This window comes from Coprobacillus sp. (assembly GCF_984815275.1).
Map to the genome: position 1 here is coordinate 22,417 of NZ_CFJNYH010000032.1, position 20,837 is coordinate 43,253.

The 20,837-nt window shown below is 29.4% G+C and carries 19 protein-coding genes and 1 riboswitch; of the genes, 4 read left to right on the forward strand and 15 right to left on the reverse strand.

Annotated features, from left to right (window positions below; all coding sequences use genetic code 11):
* Positions 1-105: 105 nt before the first annotated feature.
* From AC5M21_RS11725 to AC5M21_RS11740, 4 genes are all read right to left on the reverse strand, one after another.
* Complete coding sequence (locus AC5M21_RS11725; RefSeq protein WP_302280564.1) at positions 106-1,506, reverse strand: M17 family metallopeptidase; 1,401 nt, start codon at positions 1,504-1,506, stop codon at positions 106-108.
* Between the two features lie 72 nt (positions 1,507-1,578).
* On the reverse strand, positions 1,579-2,175 hold the full coding sequence (locus tag AC5M21_RS11730; protein ID WP_302280563.1) for a DUF6198 family protein: 597 nt from the start codon (positions 2,173-2,175) through the stop codon (positions 1,579-1,581).
* 9 nt (positions 2,176-2,184) lie between these two features.
* Positions 2,185-3,612 (reverse strand): glycoside hydrolase family 1 protein, encoded by a 1,428-nt coding sequence (locus AC5M21_RS11735; RefSeq protein WP_302280562.1) that lies wholly within the window; start codon positions 3,610-3,612, stop codon positions 2,185-2,187.
* A complete protein-coding gene (locus tag AC5M21_RS11740) occupies positions 3,593-4,873 on the reverse strand; it encodes a PTS sugar transporter subunit IIC (RefSeq protein WP_302280561.1) in 1,281 nt (426 codons plus the stop codon). Before AC5M21_RS11740 ends, AC5M21_RS11735 begins: the two co-directional genes overlap by 20 nt.
* A gap of 167 nt (positions 4,874-5,040) precedes the next feature.
* Between AC5M21_RS11740 and AC5M21_RS11745 the strand changes: the two genes are divergently transcribed.
* Positions 5,041-5,853, forward strand: coding sequence for a MurR/RpiR family transcriptional regulator (locus AC5M21_RS11745; RefSeq protein ID WP_302280560.1), 813 nt, complete (start codon positions 5,041-5,043; stop codon positions 5,851-5,853).
* Between the two features lie 54 nt (positions 5,854-5,907).
* On the opposite strand, the gene AC5M21_RS11750 is transcribed toward AC5M21_RS11745, so the two are convergent.
* The 6 genes from AC5M21_RS11750 to AC5M21_RS11775 all read right to left on the reverse strand — a co-directional run bounded on the left by AC5M21_RS11750 (position 5,908) and on the right by AC5M21_RS11775 (position 11,468).
* A complete protein-coding gene (locus AC5M21_RS11750) occupies positions 5,908-7,494 on the reverse strand; it encodes an amidohydrolase (protein ID WP_302280559.1) in 1,587 nt (528 codons plus the stop codon).
* 48 nt (positions 7,495-7,542) lie between these two features.
* Positions 7,543-7,908, reverse strand: a complete 366-nt coding sequence (locus tag AC5M21_RS11755) for a hypothetical protein (protein WP_302280558.1) — start codon at positions 7,906-7,908, stop codon at positions 7,543-7,545.
* Positions 7,909-8,024: 116 nt separating this feature from the next.
* Entirely contained in the window at positions 8,025-9,335 is a 1,311-nt protein-coding gene (lysA, locus tag AC5M21_RS11760; RefSeq protein WP_302280557.1) for a diaminopimelate decarboxylase, read from the reverse strand.
* Positions 9,336-9,347: 12 nt separating this feature from the next.
* The gene (gene dapB / locus AC5M21_RS11765) at positions 9,348-10,091 is read right to left on the reverse strand and encodes a 4-hydroxy-tetrahydrodipicolinate reductase (RefSeq protein ID WP_302280556.1); all 744 of its coding nucleotides are present in this window, start codon (positions 10,089-10,091) and stop codon (positions 9,348-9,350) included.
* Between the two features lies 1 nt (position 10,092).
* Positions 10,093-10,989 carry a 4-hydroxy-tetrahydrodipicolinate synthase gene (gene dapA / locus AC5M21_RS11770; RefSeq protein WP_278666245.1) on the reverse strand — a complete coding sequence of 299 codons (897 nt, stop codon included), beginning with the start codon at positions 10,987-10,989 and terminating at the stop codon, positions 10,093-10,095.
* A gap of 11 nt (positions 10,990-11,000) precedes the next feature.
* Positions 11,001-11,468, reverse strand: a complete 468-nt coding sequence (locus tag AC5M21_RS11775) for an ACT domain-containing protein (RefSeq protein WP_117599003.1) — start codon at positions 11,466-11,468, stop codon at positions 11,001-11,003.
* A 62-nt stretch (positions 11,469-11,530) separates the two neighbouring features.
* A riboswitch (Lysine riboswitch) is annotated at positions 11,531-11,703 on the reverse strand.
* A 106-nt stretch (positions 11,704-11,809) separates the two neighbouring features.
* Here AC5M21_RS11775 and AC5M21_RS11780 point away from each other — a divergent pair.
* Complete coding sequence (locus tag AC5M21_RS11780; protein ID WP_493531496.1) at positions 11,810-12,883, forward strand: metallophosphoesterase; 1,074 nt, start codon at positions 11,810-11,812, stop codon at positions 12,881-12,883.
* 59 nt (positions 12,884-12,942) lie between these two features.
* Positions 12,943-13,614, forward strand: a complete 672-nt coding sequence (locus AC5M21_RS11785; RefSeq protein ID WP_117598993.1) for a BglG family transcription antiterminator — start codon at positions 12,943-12,945, stop codon at positions 13,612-13,614.
* A gap of 361 nt (positions 13,615-13,975) precedes the next feature.
* On the opposite strand, the gene mnmE is transcribed toward AC5M21_RS11785, so the two are convergent.
* The 3 genes from mnmE to AC5M21_RS11800 form a co-directional block, all read right to left on the reverse strand.
* On the reverse strand, positions 13,976-15,310 hold the full coding sequence (gene mnmE / locus AC5M21_RS11790) for a tRNA uridine-5-carboxymethylaminomethyl(34) synthesis GTPase MnmE (protein ID WP_117598991.1): 1,335 nt from the start codon (positions 15,308-15,310) through the stop codon (positions 13,976-13,978).
* A gap of 123 nt (positions 15,311-15,433) precedes the next feature.
* Positions 15,434-16,918, reverse strand: coding sequence for a sulfatase family protein (locus tag AC5M21_RS11795; protein ID WP_117598990.1), 1,485 nt, complete (start codon positions 16,916-16,918; stop codon positions 15,434-15,436).
* An 11-nt stretch (positions 16,919-16,929) separates the two neighbouring features.
* Positions 16,930-18,219: a PTS sugar transporter subunit IIC gene (locus tag AC5M21_RS11800; protein ID WP_117598989.1), complete on the reverse strand. Its 1,290-nt coding sequence runs from the start codon at positions 18,217-18,219 to the stop codon at positions 16,930-16,932.
* A 217-nt stretch (positions 18,220-18,436) separates the two neighbouring features.
* Between AC5M21_RS11800 and AC5M21_RS11805 the strand changes: the two genes are divergently transcribed.
* On the forward strand, positions 18,437-19,234 hold the full coding sequence (locus tag AC5M21_RS11805) for a MurR/RpiR family transcriptional regulator (RefSeq protein WP_302280555.1): 798 nt from the start codon (positions 18,437-18,439) through the stop codon (positions 19,232-19,234).
* Positions 19,235-19,242: 8 nt separating this feature from the next.
* Here the strand turns inward: AC5M21_RS11805 and AC5M21_RS11810 are convergent, their stop codons facing one another.
* Entirely contained in the window at positions 19,243-20,325 is a 1,083-nt protein-coding gene (locus AC5M21_RS11810) for a radical SAM/SPASM domain-containing protein (protein WP_117598987.1), read from the reverse strand.
* 87 nt (positions 20,326-20,412) lie between these two features.
* Complete coding sequence (locus AC5M21_RS11815; RefSeq protein ID WP_117598986.1) at positions 20,413-20,649, reverse strand: hypothetical protein; 237 nt, start codon at positions 20,647-20,649, stop codon at positions 20,413-20,415.
* Between the last annotated feature and the right edge of the window lie 188 nt (positions 20,650-20,837).

Here is a 20,837-nt window from a genome sequence, read left to right on the forward strand (position 1 = left end):
TCCAGCATTTAATATTAGAGATATTTTATCATATAATTAATGAAATTGTACAGATATCCTTAAATTAATTTTAAATAAACAAAATTTAATATATAATAACTCTTTCTATAAATTAAACATATTCACAACAGTTCTTACCATAGCACCTGTTGCTGCAGTTCCATTATTATCCGCTGTCCCTGCAATATCAAGATGAATCCATTTAGTGCCTTCTTCAACAAATGCTTCTAAAAAATTGGCAGCTACACTTGCACCAGCACCAGGTTTTCCAACAGAATTCTTAAAGTCAGCACTTGATGATTTTAGTTTTGCAAAATATTCAGGATCAATTGGTAAACGCCAAGCCTTTTCATCACTTTGTTTTGCAATCTTTTCAAACTCTTTGTAATAACCTTCACTATTAGAAAAAACGCCTGTATAAATATCTCCTAAAGCACTGACACAAGCACCCGTAAGTGTCGCTAAATCAATAAGCTGTGTTGCTCCAAGTTGTTGAGCATAAGTGATTGCATCACATAAAATCAAACGACCTTCAGCATCTGTACTCACTATTTCTACAGTTTTACCTGATAATGTCGTAATGACATCTTGAGGTTTATAAGCTTTATCACTCACTAAGTTTTCTGTTGTTGGAATAATACCATAAACATTCGCTTTTGCTTTTGTTGCACCAAGAATTTTCATAATTCCCAAGACATCAGCACCACCACACATATCATATTTCATTCCATAACTGTTTCCTTTAAGATTATAACCACCTGAATCAAAAGTAAGTCCCTTTCCAATAACTGCTGAATAAGGTGTATCTGCATTTGTATATTTTAAACAAATCATATATGCTGGAATATAACTCCCTAGATTGACAGATAAAATACCACCAGCTTTCATTTCTTCTAAAGCCTTCTTATCCAAAATAGTACATTCCATACCATATTGTTGTGCAACTTTTTTAGCCTCTTCTACCAAATGTTCAGGTGTCATTAAATTTGATGGTGTATCAGCTAATTTTCTTGCATAATTAATTCCTTCACCATACGCAACTGCTTTTGCAATATGACTTGAAACGTCAGTATCTTGTACCATAATATCAACTTGTACAATCTCTTTAATATCATGTCCTATTCTATGTTCTTGATATTGAGAAATAATATGACTTTCTACAAATAATTCTGTTATTTTTTCTATTGATATATTGTCTGTAACTGCTTTTTTAGCTATAAATACAGACTCTTTTTTTATTCCATGAGAAACATGTTCAAAAGCTTTTCTCAATTTTAATGTTGTTATATCTTGTGTTAAACCTAACCCAATAAATGTTATGGTTTCAAAAGGAAGTTTTCCTAAAGTATGAATTTGTGTAATTTTATTTAATTCCTTATTGATACTATTGTTGAAATCATATCCTAAAGTTTCTATCAATCCTTCACAGATATCTTGATCTTTATAAATTGGATATATAATATCCTTTTGACATTCTTTAATATTTTTATATTCTGATTGTTTCATAACTAATCCTCCTGTATGCTATATATCGTAGCACTTTTTAATAAGAAAGAAAAGAAAGAGGCATTCCTCTTTCTAAATAACTTTATCTATCCATTGTTTGATTTGAAAAGTGAGCCAGCCAGATGTTAGAACATAAACAATACTGCCAATACCAATCATTCCACCTAATAAATATCCAATTATAAAATAGACAACATCAAAGATAAAATGAATTTTAATATAACTTAAGTGAGTTTTGTCTACGACACCATAGATAAAGGCATCTGCTGTTGCCATGCCTGAAGATAATTTTTGCATTAACGCAAATCCAAAGGCAAAACACAGTTCAGCTAATAAAACACCTAAACATCTGACCAGAAAAGATTGTTTTGTTAATTCTAAGGGAGATATAAACATACTAGCAAACATAATCAATATACCAATTGTCACTGTATGGATAATTGTACATACCCCTATATTGTGTTTATTCATAAGATAGGCTGTAAGAAACATAAACACAACTAGGAGTTGATCAATCAATGAAATAGATAAACCTGTTTTTTTATTCATTCCATCTAAAAAGACTGTGATACTATCACCACCTAACTGGCAATCTGTATAAAGACAAATACCTGTGGCCACACAAAAAGTTGCACTTAAACAAAGAAGTATTTCTTTATGAAGTCTCATATCATTTTATTATAAGTCTTCTCCATTGCTAGCGATAACCTTTTGATACCAATAATAACTATCTTTTAATGATCTTTTACCTGTTCCTTTTAATTCATTATCTAAATCAACATAGATAAAACCATAACGTTTTTCCATTTCAGATGATGAACAGCTGACAAGATCAATAGGTCCCCAAGGATAATATCCAATAACATTGACACCATCATGAATAGCTTCTTTAATTTGGATAATATGTTCTTTGATATAATTGATTCTATAATCATCATGTACTGTTCCATCTTCATTGATTTTTTCATAAAATCCCATACCATTTTCAGATATAATAATAGGGAGATGATAACGATCATAATATTGATTTAAAGCAATTCTTAATCCTAATGGGTCCATTCCCCAACCCCAATCATTAGTGACTTTAATATGGCTATTGTGGAATCTTCCTTGACTCTGACTATTTATATTTGAAGTGTAGTAATATGAGAAACTGACATAATCAACTGTATTTTTTAAATCTTCTTTGTCTTGGTCTGTGATTTCGATATTGAGATGATTATCTTCATAGAAGCGATACATATAATAAGGAATTTCTCCATTGACTGCCATGTCAGTAACATAATACTCTTGTTGACTATATTTTAAAGCAGCTAAATTATCTTCTGAACTTCCTGTTTCTGGATATGGAATGCCATAACTTGCCATAACTCCTAATTGGAAATTTGGATTGATTTCTTTACCAATTTTAACTGCTCTCGCACAGGCAACCAATTCATTATGCAAACCCTGGTATTTGGCTTCCATTAAATTATCGACACAATCACTAGGAATTCCTAAATGATTAAATGATTCAATATGAATGAGATTAATCTGATTGACTAAAATCCAATATTTCACTTTATCTTTATAACGTTTAAATAGAACCTCACAATATTTTGTAAACATGTCCATTGTTTTGCGATTATACCAGCCATTATATTGAATGGCTATATTGAGTGGCATCTCATAGTGTGAAATTGTCATAAGAGGTTCTATACCATATTTTAAGAGTTCATCAATAAGGTCATCATAAAATTTTAAGCCTTCTTCGTTAGGTTCTGCTTCATCACCATTAGGAAAAATTCTTGCCCAGTTAAATGATGTTCTAAAAGATTTGATATTTAATCCAGCTAATAATTGAATATCTTCCTTGTAGTTATGATAAAAGTCAATGCTATAACGTTTCGGAAAGTTACCATTTTCTTTATTTAATAATTCATTAACTTCCTCAAGAGACATTTCTTTATTCTCTCTTTTTTCTGGAGGTAGATCTCCTTTAAACTCATTGATATCTGCAATACATAAACCTTTACCACCAACATCAAAAGCTCCTTCTATTTGGTTTGCAGCGACTGCTCCTCCCCATAAAAAATCTTTTGGAAATTTATGCTGACACTTTTTCATTTTCTAATCTCCCCTCTTCCTGTAAACTTTTCTTCTCATAGATTTTAAAGAATGGATAATAAATTGCAAAATAAACCAAGAAATTCACAACAACTAACGCAACGCCTGTCCATGAATTTGTGCACAAGAATCCTGCCAAGAATGAAGGAAAATTCCATGCCGCTGCAAGAGGATTACCCATTCCTGCAACAATACCTGTTGTAAAAGCAAAATATGTAATAAAAACATTAACTAATGGTCCTAAGAGTAATGGAATAAAGAATGTAGGATTTAAGATAAATGGTACACCAAATAAGATAGGTTCATTAATGTTAAAAAGACTTGGTGCTATACTCAATCGACCTAAACTTTTAATAGATTGACTCTTTGAAAAACACATCATAAGACATAAGGCAAGTGTTCCTCCGCCACCACCAATCCATAAGAATGTGAAGATAAATGGTTCAACTCCCACATGAGGAATAGGTGTTCCAGCAACAAATGCATCCATATTGGCAACTGCATTGATAGTCCATATTGGTAAAACAATAGCTTTTAATACTCCTGGATGAATACCACCAAACCACATTAAAGCAGTTAACACAACATAAATGATTGGCAATAACAACGAATCTGCTGATGCACTTAATAAAGGTGTTAATGCAGATGCTATCACAGTATTAATATCGAATCCTAATAAGTGAACAATAATTGTCACAACAGACACTGAAATAGTAATTGGTATCAACGCATCAAAACTACTTCCAATATTTTGAGGAATTGAATCTGGCATTTTAATTCTTAAATTATGCTTATCACAAAAACGCATAACTTCTACAGCAAATACTGAAGTCATAATAGCACTAAACATACCTTCCCCACCTAAATAGGCTTTATTAATATAAGAACCATCTTCTATAGAAGTCACTCCTATTGTAGTTAAAAAGCATAATGTTGCAGCAATTCCTCCAATTAATGGAGAAATATGATAAGTTTTTGCTAATTGATAACCGATACTAAAACTTACATAAATAGATAATAAGCCAATAGTAAGTGTGAATGGAATCATTAAAGCATTTGTAAGTGTTGGATTATTTGCCATAAAATCAACATAAGCCTGTGGGAATGGAAATGTTGCAATGAGTAAGAAAATAGCACCTATAATCGTTAATGGAATTGTAGCAACCAAGCCATCTCGAATAGCTGAAAGATGTCTCTGATTAGAAACCTTGCTCATTATTGGAACAAGTTTTGCATCTAACATTGCAGATAATTTATTCATTGTGTTTGTCCTCTCTCTTTTTATATTTGTATAATCATGATTACCACTATCATTATAGCATGCCCTTTATCATGCCTATTTTCCAGTTTTGGAAAATGAATATTATGAAAGAAAATAGTGAGAAATATGTTATAATTTGTAGAGATTAAAAAAAGGAGGCTATAATAATGCTAAAAAAGGATTTTAAAAAGAGTGGATTGCAAGTTATACTATCTGAATATCTCTTTAATATAAAAAAGTTTGATACCAACTTTATTATTGCTAAAGTGATGTTAGATCGTTTATCTGAATTTCCTGATATATCTATTGAGAAAATTGCCTATTTAGCCAACACAACTCCTGCTACTGTCACAAAATTCTGTAAAAAATTAGGCTATGATGGTTTTCTTGGTATTAAACAAGAAAATTACATTAACTTTTATGGTATTACACAGGAATTTATCAATGAAATCAATGATCCTATTGATCTTTATAATGCATACACAAATCAGATTAAGAATATCTATGATGACCTTTATCCACTTTACAATCATGAACAAATTGCAAGGATAGCCTGGCAATTATCATATTGTAAAAAAATTACTGTCTTAACAGGACATCATGGTTTTACTGCAACCAATTTATTTAGTGAGATGTTGCGTTCATTTAACATCCTTTGTTATGAAATTGATCGTCACTCAGATATCTCAATAATTGAAAACACACTAGAACAATCTGATATGATTTTTATTATTAGTCTCTCTGGGAAATGGATGAAAAAAGAATTAATGGAAATAAATGAAAACGTTTTTGAAAAAAATCAAAATAAGATTGTTGTTTTATCATATGATTCTTCTTTAGATTTATCAAATTTAATAGATTTTTCTTTTATACCTGATTTTTTTGATTCTACATTTATATCAAATAATTCTATACAGGTTTTCTTTATCCTTTTGATTTCTTATCTTGCTGTTGAAATGAAAAAAAGAAAAAATTTATAATATCAAAAAAAGATTTCAAACGATTATATAACAGTTTAAAATCTTTTATTTTACTTAAAAAATATTGGTTGTTTGAGATGGATTGACATTATGAACTATATCTTCTTGACTATCAAAAATAACCTGACCATCTTTAATTGTTTTTAAAACTTTAATATCCTTGATCTTCTTTTGATCAACTGTTAATGGATTGTCACTTAAAATAACCATATCTGCCTTCTTACCAACTTTCAAAGACCCTTTTTCATTTTCTTCAAAGTATTGATATGCTCCATGAATTGTTAAAGCCTTAAGGGCTTCTAATGGTTCAATACATTCATCTTTACCTAAAATATCACCACTTTGCGTTTCTCGATTGACAGCAATATGTAAACTTTCAATCATATTAGGTTGAATAACTGGAGCGTCAGTATGCATTGTAAAGCAAAGATGATGTTCTAAAGCAGAATGTAAAGGACTAATCATCTGGGCTCTTTGTACACCCATATTTTCCTTATGGATATCACCAAAATAATAAACATGTGATAAGAAAAATGATGGAATCATATGAAGAGCTTTAGCCTGATTCATTTGTTCTGGTCTCATCATCTGGGCATGTATAATCACTGGTCTTATATCTTGTTGATGAATTCTTTGATACTGATCCATATAATGTTGAACAGCTTGGTCACCATTACAATGTACCAGAACTTGCATATCTTCCTGTACTGCTTTGATAAGATTGTTCTTAAGTTGTTCATCTGTTAATGTTGGATATCCATATGTTCCATCTACATAAGGAGAAATTGTCCATGCTGTTTTATTTTGTGGTGAACCATCTAAAAACATTTTATATCCACCAATTTTAAAATGATTGATATATTTTTTGACATGATTTTGAAAATCTTTCATAAAATCAGCAGCATCAAAACCAGGATAACCAACAACATCTAAATAAAATATATGATCTTGAATAAGCATTTGATATATACTCTTTAATGCGTCAACAATCATTCCATCCTGTGCTGTTGTTATTCCATAACTCGCATATGTCTGTTGTGCTTTCAGATAAGCTTTTTTTAATGATTCCAGTGAAGCCATTGGTGCTTTTTGAAGATAATAAGTAAAGGCTGTCTCTTCTAAAAAGCCAGTATCAAAATCAATCTTTCCACCTTCTGGACTCTTTGTTTCCTTTTGTATATTTAGTTTTTGAAGAGCTTCGCTATTCATAACACCACAATGTCCTGTTTGATGTTGAATAATAATCGGAATATCTTGAGAAAAAGTATCTAATTCCTGTTTTGTCACATGTCTTTTTTCTTTTAATTTATGATGATCATAACCTTTACACATAACAAATTCATCACTCTTTATGTGATTTTCCTCTATATATTTATGAATAACTTTCTGAATATCCTGAATGCTTTGACAATCATCAAGAGCAACCTGTAACAAAGACGTTGCATAACCACTTATATGACTATGACTATCAATAAAGGCTGGAATTAATGTATGACCCTTTAAATCTACAATCTTCATACCTTTTTTATAGAGTTTCTGATAATCTCCAATATCTATAATTTTTCCATTTTCTTCAACAAGAGTATTTCCACTATAATCTTCTAAAGTGATAATGTTTCCATTTGTATATATAGTTTTCATATTATTGCCTCCATATAATGATTATCTTCCTTATTTATGAATGCAATATTAAAACAACCAATCAAATAAAAAAGATTTTGTTTCAATATCCTTTGTAGATTCACAATAATTAACTTTCATTTCACCACTTAGAGACTTTCCTTTTCCTTTACCAAGAACAATTTTATAAACACCTTGTTTATATGTTGCCTGATAATCACTTTGATGATCTGCTAAAACCTGGTCCTTATTATCAACACCCTTGACCCACGTTTTAAAATCTTCTAAAAGTTTTCCTTTAACTTCATACATTTCTTTTATATCAGATTCTTGATTAGAATTTGCTATTATTTTATACTGTGGTTCTTGACTCTTGGCATGAACGCTTACACCTAACATGAATCCTAAAACAATAAATAAACATACTTTTTTCATTTCTGTCACCTCACAATTGAGTATGAACAGTTTTTTTTATTTTATACAAATATTGGAAACAAATGAAATATATATTAAAAATCTTATCTCATTTTCTCTGCTATCAAAAAAAAGGACTATTGATAGTCCTCGTTCACATCATAATATATTAAATCATCAAATGTCTGTCTTCTAATAACGAGTTTAGATTTTCCCTTATAAGTAAAGACAACTGCGGGTTTAGGCAATTGATTATAGTTTGAAGCCATTGAATAATGATATGCTCCAGTAGAGAATTGAGCAAAAATATCTCCTGGTTCTGGTTTTGCTATTTTTACTTCTTTAATGACAATATCACCTGACTCACAAACTTTTCCAGATATTGTTGCATTTAATGTCTTTGGCTCTTCTGCTTTATTAACTATGATTCCATCATAATCAGCATCGTATAAACAAGTCCTAATGTTATCAGTCATCCCACCATCAATACTTACATATGTACGAACATCAGGAATTTCTTTCACTGTCCCTATTGTATATAAAGTGATACCAGCATTCCCAACGACATATCGTCCTGGTTCAACCAATACCATTGGCATATCCCAGCCACGTTTTTCATACCCTTCTTGAATTGTTTTCATAATTTCAGTTGTAATGACTTCAAAATCAAGTGGTTCATCTTTTTTTGTGTATGCAATTCCATATCCACCACCAGCATTGATTTTAGTTACCATAACCCCTAATTTATCATAAATTTCATATGCAAATCCAACAAATCTCTTCATTGCACTTACATATGCATATAAATCAAAAACTTGTGATCCTATATGACAGTGTATTCCTTCAAAATGAATAGATTTGGAAGTAACAATCTTTTGAATTGCATCTAAGTAGATACCATGTCTAGCACTAAAACCAAACTTTGTATCTTTATGTCCAGTTTGAATAAAACCATGACCACCTGCTTTGATTTCAGGAACTACTCTCACAGTCGCATAAATTGTTTTATTAAATTTTGTTGCAATTTCTTCTACTAAATCAATCTCATGGAAATTATCAATAACAAAATGATCAACATCATGTGTAATTGCATATTCGATTTCTGAAGGGAGTTTATTGTTTCCATGAAAATAAATCTTATGTGGATCAAACCCAGCTTTTAAGGCAATTGAAATTTCACCAGCACTAACACAGTCAATTCCAATTCCATATTCCTTTGCTAATTTATAAATTTCTAAACAACTAAATGATTTGGATGCAAATAAAGGCAATACATTTTCATATTTATCTAAAAACTTCTCCTTTAATTCATTCATTTGATGACGAATATGCCCCTCACTCATCACATAAAGTGGTGTTCCATATTGCTTAACCAAGTCCATAACATCTACATCATCTATGTATAATGTCTTATTTCTAATCTGTGCAAACTCTGTTTGTAAAACCATTCTTTTTCCCCTTTAATATAAATTTTTCAAAGTATACAATCCATAATCTTTATCTATAATTGTTTCACAAGCAGCAATAGCGCCTTGAACAAAAACATCTTTTGATAATGCTGTATGTTTTAGCTCAATAACCTCATCGTGTCCAGCAAGAAGAACTGTGTGTTCTCCAAAAATTGTACCTGCTCTCACTGATTGAATACCTATTTCATTTTTCTCACGTTTATGATGAACAAGGCTCCGATCATAAACTTCTTTTGTTTCATCTATCTCTTCATGAATAACATCATAAAGTAATTTTGCAGTTCCTGAAGGAGCATCAATTTTTTGATTATGATGCTTCTCTATAATTTCAATATCATATCCTTGATCATAAAATTCTTTAGCAGCTTCTCTCACAATTTTAATTAACATAGAAACTCCAAATGAAGTGTTATAAGATTGGAAGATAGGAATTTGCGATGATGCTTCTTCAATTCTTAATAACTGTTGTTCATTAAAACCTGTTGTTGCTATAACAAGAGCACAATGATGCTTAATTCCAAACTTCAATAAATCATCTAAATTGTTTGGATGAGAGAAATCAATAATAGCATCAATATGATCATGAACCTCTTGAAAAGAAGAATACATATTCTCCTTAATTGTCTCATCAAAGATTGGAGAAACAACACCAATAAGATTCATTTTTTCATTATTTCTCACAGCTTGAGTAACCTTTTTACCCATTAAACCAAAACCACATACCAATATATTCATACTAATATCCCTTTTCTTCAAATTTTATCATTGCATCAAATAACAATTTCTTATTCGCTTCTGTTGTTTTAATAAGTGGTCTTCTTACCATTTCACCACATACCCCTAATTTTGCTAGAGCAACTTTTGGCATAATCGGATTCACATCAACAAATAAATATTTGCTGACATCATTAAAATCATATGCCATTGCTTTTGCAAGTTCCATATCACCCTTTAGTATAGCCTGTGCAAATTTCTCTGTTTCTCTAGGATAAACATTAGATAAAACCGAAATCACACCCTTACCACCAGCAGCAATAAATGGAAGAATATTATCATCACATCCACTATACATATCAAAATCTAAGTCTCTTGTTTTTGATAGTACATCCATTGCATATGCAATATTATCAGTAGCATCTTTCATTGCTTTAATATTTCTATGCTTTGCTAATTCAACAACAGTATCAACAGCAATATTCATACCAGTACGCCCTGGAACATTATATATAATCATAGGTATTTCCACTTGGTCAGCTATATACGTATAATGATCAATAAGCCCTCTTTGACTCGTTTTATTATAATATGGTGTCACAACAAGAATAGCATCTGCACCAACTTCTTTTGCAAATTTGGCCTTTTTTAAAGCTGTTTCTGTATCATTTGAACCAGCACCAGCAATAACCTTTACACCTGTTCCTTTAGCCATTTCAATAACAATTTTTGTTAACTCAAATTCTTCTTCAATTGTAATTGTAGCAGTTTCACCTGTTGTTCCATTGACTAATAAAGCTTGAACACCTCCATCAATCATTCTTTGAACTTGTCTTTTAAATCCCTCAAAATCTAAACTTCCATCATCATGCATTGGTAATACCAATGCAACTGCACTTCCTTCAAAAATTGGTTCCATAAATATCCTCCTTATAATTGATAAGCCTTTTTTATTTCTTGAACTGCAACTTCTTTTAATTCACCTGGAATAACAAATGAAATAGATGTGTCAGAAGTTGTTACCTGACTAAATGGAATTTGGAATTGTCCAAATATTTCAAAAACATTTGCAGCAACACCTATTTCATCCTTCATCTTTTCACCCTCAACCATAACTTTTGCAACATTTCTATTTTGAAAAATCATTATTCTGTCATGTTTCCGCTTGATCTCCTCTAATGCTTCATTTAGTTTTCTTTGATCTGAAAGTGGACAAGTAAAATCAATTCTCATATCATCCTCTAACATAACTTGTGATATCATATCAACATTAACACCTTTTGATGAAATTTGTCTAAAGATATTCCCAACAAATAAAGGATTTTTTTCTACATTTATAAACTTGACTTGAATAATTTCATGATCACTTTCAACCTTTGTAATTGGACTTTTATTCATCGCATTCGCCTTCTTTCTATAAAAAAATTGCAATGAGACCATTGCAATTAATAAGTGTTTATCAACGCAATAGCACCCCACTTTAATATTATAAAGTGACAGTAGCATAGATATTCTCTATACTCCCAGGATATAATAACATGCAAATCATTACTCCTTCGGCAATCGCCCCGCCTTCTTCTCAGTTGCATCTTTTGAATGAAGAATTTTTGACTTTTGCGCCTCTATCTTGACATAATACTATCACAACAACTATATGAAAGCAACCTTTATTTAATTAGCTTTTTTAGCACTTTTTTTTTTTTTGTGATATACTTGTTGCCAAGAAATGAGGTATGTCTATGAAAATTATTTTTATTCTTATGTTTCTCTTTATTATTATAGCACCTTTTATTTATTTTCTTTATATATTTCGTCATCTTTCTAAGATTACCAAAATAAGTGCAGCAGGCATAACAATCTTTTCACTTATAACGATAATGATTAAACTTTTTGTTCATCCTTATTCTCTCACTTTTTTAATACTTACAACAATTGTCCAATTTTATATAATAACAGTATTCATCATTTTTATTCTTTTTGGAATTTATCAACTTATTTGTTACTGTTTTCACAAACCTTTTGTTTATAAAACCATCTCTGTTTTAATCATTTTCTCAATTTTATTAACAGGTATAAGTTATTTGACACACTATACTAAAGTAGAAACCAATTATGAAGTGACTATTCATAAAGATACAACTCTTAAACAATTACATATTGGAATGATTAGTGATGTTCACTTGGGAACAGGAACTTCTCTTTCTGATTTAAGAACTCTGGTAGATAAGTTTAATCAGAAACAGTATGATTTGGTATGTTTTGTAGGCGATATATTTGATGAGTCAACTCCTAAAGATATGATAGAAGATGCACTTAGCATATTCTCACAAATAAATACAACTTATGGACTCTTTGCAGTCAATGGTAATCATGAGCATTATGCAAATATTTTACAAACCGAACTTTATCAAAAATATAATATTCACCATCTAAGTGAAAATTATGTATGTGTAGATGGCTTATTTAATATAGTAGGGAGAGAAGATATTGTTGCACACCTTGACAACATTATGAATAATATATGTCAGGGAATGAATACAAATTTACCAACAATTTTACTTGATCATAATCCTAAACGTTATCAGGATGCGCTTAATTATGCTGATTTACAGTTATCAGGACATACACATGCTGGACAATTTTTTCCAGTCACTCTTCCAACTGCTCCACTCTATGATAATGTTTATGGATTACTTCAAAAAAATCATTTTTCTTTAATTGTCACAAGTGGTTATGGTTCATGGGGATTCCCAATGCGTTTCTTAACAAATTGTGAATTTGTAGATATAAAAATAGCGTTTACAAAAAAGTAATATTTATTATAGACTTTTTCAGACAAATAATATATCATATGAAAAGCGAGGTAAGGTATATGGTTATAGAATTAGACAGTCAATATGAAAAAAGAAAACAAGAAATAGAAAAAATTGTGAAAAATGTTATTGAAAAACATAATATTGAAATTTCACAAACTGCTTTTGATAATTTAATTATTCATTTATCACTATGTATTTCAAGGGAGTTAAATGGAACGTATATCACAACAAGTGAAAGTCAAATTAATCATTTAAAGGAACATGAATACTATCCTGCTGCTGTACAAATCATTGAAATACTTGAAAAGGAATTTGATGTGACAATTGACCAAAATCAAATTAGCTATACAACTATGTATTTAGCCAATATTAATTTATTAGATATTGATTTTAATTGTGAATTTGATTTATGTGATGATGAAATGGAAGAAGTCATTAATGAAACAATTGTCAAAATTAAAGAAATTTTAAATCTAGACTTGAGAAAAAACAAAGAGTTTTATACTGGTATGACATTACATTTCTATCCTGCATTAGATCGTTTACAAAATAATCAACAACTCACAAATAATCCTTTAAAAGATCAAATTCAATCACAACATGAAACTGAATTTGAATGCGCAAAAATCTTTAACTCTATTGTTGAAGAACATTATAAAAAGTCATTCAATGAACACGAATTAGCATATATTGCACTACATTTTGGTACTGCATTTAGACAACAATAAAAAAGCTTAGCGAAATAACTTATATAAAGTTAACTCGTTTAGCTTTTTCTTTTTAGATAAAATTTATAATAATGAATATATCATTTATCAACAGGATTGCCCTGGAAATAAATATTCTAACTCCTACATAATAAATACTTACTTATTCTTAAACACAATATAAAGTATATAGAGAATCACACATTCAAATAAACATGAAAGCATAACAACCATGAAAATATAGCTAATGATTGTTAATATGTCATTATTTGTATTAAATGCAGTGACACCTAAAAAAATAATAAGACTAATTAAACCTATGGTTCTTAAATATTTAAAAAATCTATAAAATCTTTGTGATAATACATTATATTTATCCATCTTATTTTCCTATACAAAAGCGCTTAAATAATTCATCTAATAAATCTTCTTTTGCTCTTTCTCCAAGTATTTCTTTTAAGTTTTCCCAACTTTCATATAAGTCAGTCACAATTAAATCAGTTGGTATATTATTTTCCATTGCTACAATAGCATTTTCTAATGATTGGCTTGCCTTTTCTAATAATTGAATCTGTCTAGCATTGGCTAAAATATCTTCTTGTCCTGCAGTTATTTTTCCTAATTCAAACATTTTTTTAATTTCGTTAATTAAAGATTCTATTTCATTATCTTTTGCACTAATAAAAATCCCATCTAATTCATATTTAATGCCTTGATCTTTTTTATTCATAACAATAATTCTATTCGTATCTTGAGATAATTCTAATAATTCATAATCTTCTTTTGTAAGTTCTGAAGAACTATCAAGCACCAATAAAACCAAATCAGCCTTATGTATTAATTCTTTAGATTTATTAACACCAATATTCTCAACTATATCATTTGTTTCTCGAATACCTGCAGTATCAATCATATTTAATACAATATTATCAAGACGAATCGTTCCCTCAACAATATCTCTTGTTGTTCCTGCAATGTCTGTAACAATAGCTTTATCTTCTTGAAGTAATGCATTTAATAAACTTGACTTTCCAACATTAGGTTTTCCAATGATAACTGTTGATATTCCATCTTTTAATAGATGGACATTTTGAGATGATTCAATAATATGATTCATTTTTGTTTTTAATGACTGACTTTTTGGAAGTAAAGAATCTGCTGTTAATTCTTCAACATCTTCATATTCTGGATAATCAATATTAACTTCTATTTGAGTTATAATTTTAATTAAATCTTCTCTTAAATCCTCAATAAAATGACTGATATTCCCTTGAATTCCTTTTAAAGCCAATTCAGTTGCATAATCATTCTTAGCTGTAATTAAATCACTAATAGCTTCAGCTTGTGACAAATCTATACGACCATTTAAGAAGGCACGCTTAGAAAACTCACCATGTTCTGCCATCCGTGCTCCTTTTTTTAAACATAAATTTAGAACCTTTTGAGTAATAAAAATACCACCATGGCAATTAATTTCTACCATCTCTTCACCTGTAAATGTACGATGACCACGATAAATATTAACCAGAACTTCATCTACTCTCTTTTGATCATCTTTTATATATCCATATGTTATTGTATGACTTTCTTTATTTGTAATTTGACCTGTAAAAAAACTTTGAACAAATGCTATGCAATCTTTACCACTCAAACGAATAATAGAAATTGCTGCTTCTAATCTTGAAGTTGCAATAGCAACAATAATATCATCATTCATAATTTCACCACTTCTTTCTTATATAGTATAACAATATCTCTCTAAAATATCTATAATCCAAAAGAAAAAGAATAATCTCAGTTAGATTATTCTATAAATGACTCATAATATAAAGCATACTATTTATCTTTGATCTTTCCCTTGTGGTACAAAATCTGCTGTTTCCATATAATAATATAGAATACGTTCTTTAAATTTTAGCACAATGTCTTGATAATCAGGATTATCTATTTGATTAATTAATTCTAATGGGTCTTTATCTAAATCATATAATTCATCTTTTTCATACAATCTCATTGTATATTTTATATTTCCCATTCTACACATCAGTGCTTTTGTATGTTCTGGTCCTTCACTTGATTGAGTGCTTAATCGTGGCCAATATGGTGAAGTTGGATCATGTCCTTTTTCCATTGCTTGAATTTCTCCGTGAATGCGACCACCTTCACAGAAAACTGCATCTTTGTGAATCTCATCTCCTGATAAAATGTGTACTAATGATTTCCCAAATTGTGTGTATGAAAGTTTTATATCACACATTTCTGCTATAGTTGCTGGTATATCTAAAAGTTCAGCGAGGGCTTTTGTTTTTCGGGGTTTTACTTTTAAGTTTTTAGCAGGTTTCATTAATAGTGGAATATTGCTAATGGGATTTTCAAAACAGTTTTGAACTTTCTCTGTAATATTATAATCTCCAGTATAATCTCCATGATCACTATATACAAATATATTTGTATTATCATAAAAATCATGTTGTTTTAACTTATCACAAATCATTCCAAACTGATAATCAAATCTTGAAACCATTGCCAAATAAGTAGCTCTTAATTCAGTAAATCGTTCTTCACTCCAATTTTGAAGATTTTGTTTTGACTCTATACTATATAACATACTGGCACGATCTTTGAGGGTAGATATATTGGGCCTCCTTGCTGGTACAAGATGTCTTTTGATCATCGAATACCAAGGCTCTTCACATGCATATGGTGGATGTGGAAATGAAATTGTACAATACAAAAAGAATGGTTTACTATTAGGATTTTTACTTTTTCTTTCAATATAATCTAAGGCACTTTGAATACAATTCCAATCTTGTTTACCATAACCTTCTCCATCTTTTAATTTACCAATATAAAATGAATAAAAATTATCATTTTTTATATCTTCATCAGTGACTTTATTCAAATCTCCTTTTGGATAAAAGTAATTATTTATATTATCTCTTTGATTTTCAAAAGAAATACCATCATAGTATTCATCACAGTAAATTGTTTTTGGATGGTCTCCTGGTATAACATCATTACGTCCTATCCAAATAACTTCATAACCATTTTGTTTCATTTCTTTTAATATATTAGGTTCATCTTCATGTCTTTGTAAATAATGCATTGTACGATGTCCTGTTGTATGAGGATAAAGTCCAGTTAAGAAACTGCAGCGAGATGGAACACAAACAGGATTTTGACAATAAGCATTTTCAAAAGAAATACCTTCCTCTAAAATACTATCTAAATGAGGAGTAACAGATGCATCATTTCCCATATGGTGCATTGAATCACATCTCATTTGATCTGCTACAAATAATACAATATTTGGTTTATTATTCATATAATAACCTCCTATTTTCCTATATTTATTGCATCTTCTTCTAAACAAGCCTGTTTATCAATAACTTTGAAAAATGGATAATAAATAAGGAATGTTAAGAATAGACTAAAAACTTGATAAAGGGCAACCTGCCAACCCCCTTGAATAAATCCACTGATAATAGGTGGCATTGACCATGGAATCTGATATCCAATTAGAACTGGTAATATTCCCATTACAGTGAGTCCATAAGCTAAAACTTGAGTCACTAATGGAGCTAAAATAAATGGAATAATCATTGTTGGATTTAATACCATAGGTGTACCAAAAATGATAGGCTCATTAATATAGAAAATATTAGCTGGTAATGCTAATTTACCTAGTGCTTTATATCTTTGTGATTTTGCTACAAAGATCATAAGAACACATAGAGAAATAGTCATACCTGCTCCACCAAATTGGTATGTGTTCTTAAATGCAGTTGTATAAATAAACTCAGGTGTTCCTCCAGCCTGATAAACTGCCAAATTTTCTAATGCCAGTGGTAATAAAAATGTATTGCTTATAGAATTAACTATATTTCCACCATGGATCCCAAAGAACCATAAAATATGAAGAGCTAATGTAAAGACAATCATACCACCAAAACTTCCTCCAACTTTTTGTAAAGGTGAAGCAATAAAAGTATAAATTAAACTATGTAAACTGCCATATGATGTTAAACTAAATAAATATGCAATGACTAAGAATAGACTTCCTACTAAAAACATTGGAATTAATGAACTAAATGATTTTGTAACCATTGGTGGAACACCTTCTGGCATCTTAATAATCCACCCCTTCTTATTAAAAAATATAAATAACAATGAAGACAAACAACCAATAATCATTGCTACAAAAAGACCTCTTGCCCCCAGCCAGTCAAATCCAATTGCTGTGATTATACTATCTTGTTTTGTTGTAATTTGTAGTAATGGTGTCACAATAATAAATGAAACTAATGCAGTTAATCCTCCAGCAAATCCATCAAAACCTTCTTCTTTTGTAAATACATAGCCTAATGAGACAACTGTATATAATGAAATTAAATCAATTGTCAATTTAGAAGGTAAGCCTAACCATGTTGCCAATCCAGTTTCATTTAACCAATTTGTCCATGCAGTGACTGGAAAACTAGAAATTAAAGTAAAAATAGAACCAAAAATTGTTAAAGGTAAAATAATCATAAAACTTTTATTGATCGCTTTTAAATATCTATTATTTCCCAATTTTATACCAATAGGCATAAGTTTAGCCTCTAAGATATCCATAAATTTTTGCATTTTCTTTCCTCCTTTAAAATGAACTTTTTTCAGCTGTATACAGTTAATAATGAAACTTGTTTCAATTATATTATACATACTTTAAAACTATTTTCAATACAATATAGAAACTTTTTTTAGTTTATATTAAAAAACATTGAAACTTATTTCATATTTTTGACATTATTCTCTTATTCTTGTATGATATATTTAAGAGTTATAATATTGGAGGAACTGTATGAACCCTTTTGAACGTTTAGATTTTTATAAAAGTAACTATACAAAAAGTGAAAAAATCATATATGAATGGATTAAAAAAAATCCTACTACTGTTATGAAAGATAGTATTGAATCTTTAGCAGAGGAAATTTCTACATCTAAAGCAGCAATTATAAGATTTAGTAAGAAGATTGGTTATTCAGGATTTGCTGAATTCAAGTTTGAATTATCCCGTTACATTATTTCTGGTATTAGAGAAAATAAAAATGAGAATATGGATATATCAAGGTCTATTACATCTTTATATGCTGGATATATTAAGCAGATTAATGATTTTATTGATTTAAAAAATATTAAAACTATAGCAAAAACATTATCTAATGCTAGACGTGTCAAGATATTAGGTAAAAACAGAACAGGGTTATCCGCTTTACAATTTCGTTATCGTTTAACTAAAATTGGTTTTGATGCTGAGGCAATAACAGATGGTATATTAATGAATCAAATGCAAGAAAGCTTAACAAAAGGTGATGTTGTATTAATCTTTACAACTCGTGCTGAAGATTTACAATATTACGAGCTTATTAGAAATATTTCAAAAAATGGTGCCACAACAATTGTTGTCACATGTACGGAGACAAAATTAATTAAACAGTCAAATTATCATATTTTATTACCTTCTATTGAAAATGCTTCAACCTCATCATTTTTAGATAATCAAACAATTATGTTTGTCTTTATAGAAATATTATTAGCTGAATTGGCTTATAAAGTTAACGGAAATTATAATCATGAATTAAAAAATCAGGTAAAATAAATGTATCATTACCTGATTTTTCCTTGGCCAATGCTATAAAATATTTGATAAGTTTCTTTTAAAAATTCTTGATATCCACAATAATTATCATCAAAATAAACTATATTCATTCTTTTACATTGTCCATGGCAAATATTTTTAAATTGACATTCTTTACATATTGATGAGGTTCTTTTTTCTTCCTTTAGAAAAATTTGACCTGATTTAAATTGTCTTAATTCATCAATATTATTAACTGTTATATTTCCAAGGCAATACTGATCTAATGCATAAAAATCACATGGATAGACTGTGCCATCTCCTTCTATAACCAATTGGATTTGACATTTACCTATCATTCCACATGTTCTTGGATAACGTCCCTGAAAGATCATTAATAAATCTTCAAAGAAAGATATTGAGATATAATGACCATGTTTTAAATCTTCATACCATAATTCAAATATATCATGATAAAAATGATAAAAATCTTTTGGATTTAAGTTATATTGTTCTGTTGAATGATCCAATTCAGGTAAACAGGGAATAAACTGTATATATTGAAAACCTTGTTTTTTATAAAACTTATAAATCTCTTTAGCAAATGGTACCATTTGTGATGTCACAACAGTCAAAATATTATAGTCAATATTTCTTTGTTGGATTTTTTGTATATGATTAATTATTTTATCAAAAGTAGGTTGTGTTCCTTTTAATCTAACTTGATCATGTATATTTTTATAACCATCAAGGGATATACCTACTAAAAATTGATATTTATCAAAAAACGATATCCATTCATCATTTAAACAATATCCATTTGTTTGAATTGAATAATGAATAATATGATTTTTTTTTATTTTTTCAACATATTCAACAAAATGAACAAAATAATTAAGACCAGCCATTGTTGGTTCTCCACCCTGAAATGAAAAAGTTATTTCTTGTGCATCATTCAATGCCTTATCTATAAGCAATTCAACAGTTTCCTTAGCCATTATTCCTTTTGAATAATCTTTTCTTTGTTTAGAAACATCGCTATAAAAACAATATTGACAATTCATATTACATATTGATGAGGCCGGCTTAATTAAATATGAACTGGTTCTCATTTTATCACCTACTTTAGATATAGTATAACAATATCTCTCTAAAATATCTATCCTTTCATCTCATAAATCATAAGAACTCTTTTTACATTAACAATATGATGATAGATACATATGAGGATTATTTTTATACTTTTTAGCTTCCTCTTGGGTAAAAAAAACAGTTCGGTGAATTTGTCTATAGGAGATAATATGTGGACCAGCACAACCTGCATATCCTTCAATACTAAAATTATAATCTTTATCATTTCCTTTAACATTTATAACTCTTCCTGACATGATATAACCATTTATTAAGAAAAATACTTCTGTACCTTCTTTTAACATATTATATGCCCTTCTTTCTTAGATAATTATTTGTTGCAATTTCATATATCTATTCTTAACTATAAACTTATTTATAAACCTCATCAAAACATATGCCTTTTAACTTTTGATATCATAACCACGCCTAAAAGACGTGGTATGTACAGACCCTATAAGGGTCTTTTGTTGCGGAGGTCTTCACCTATCGA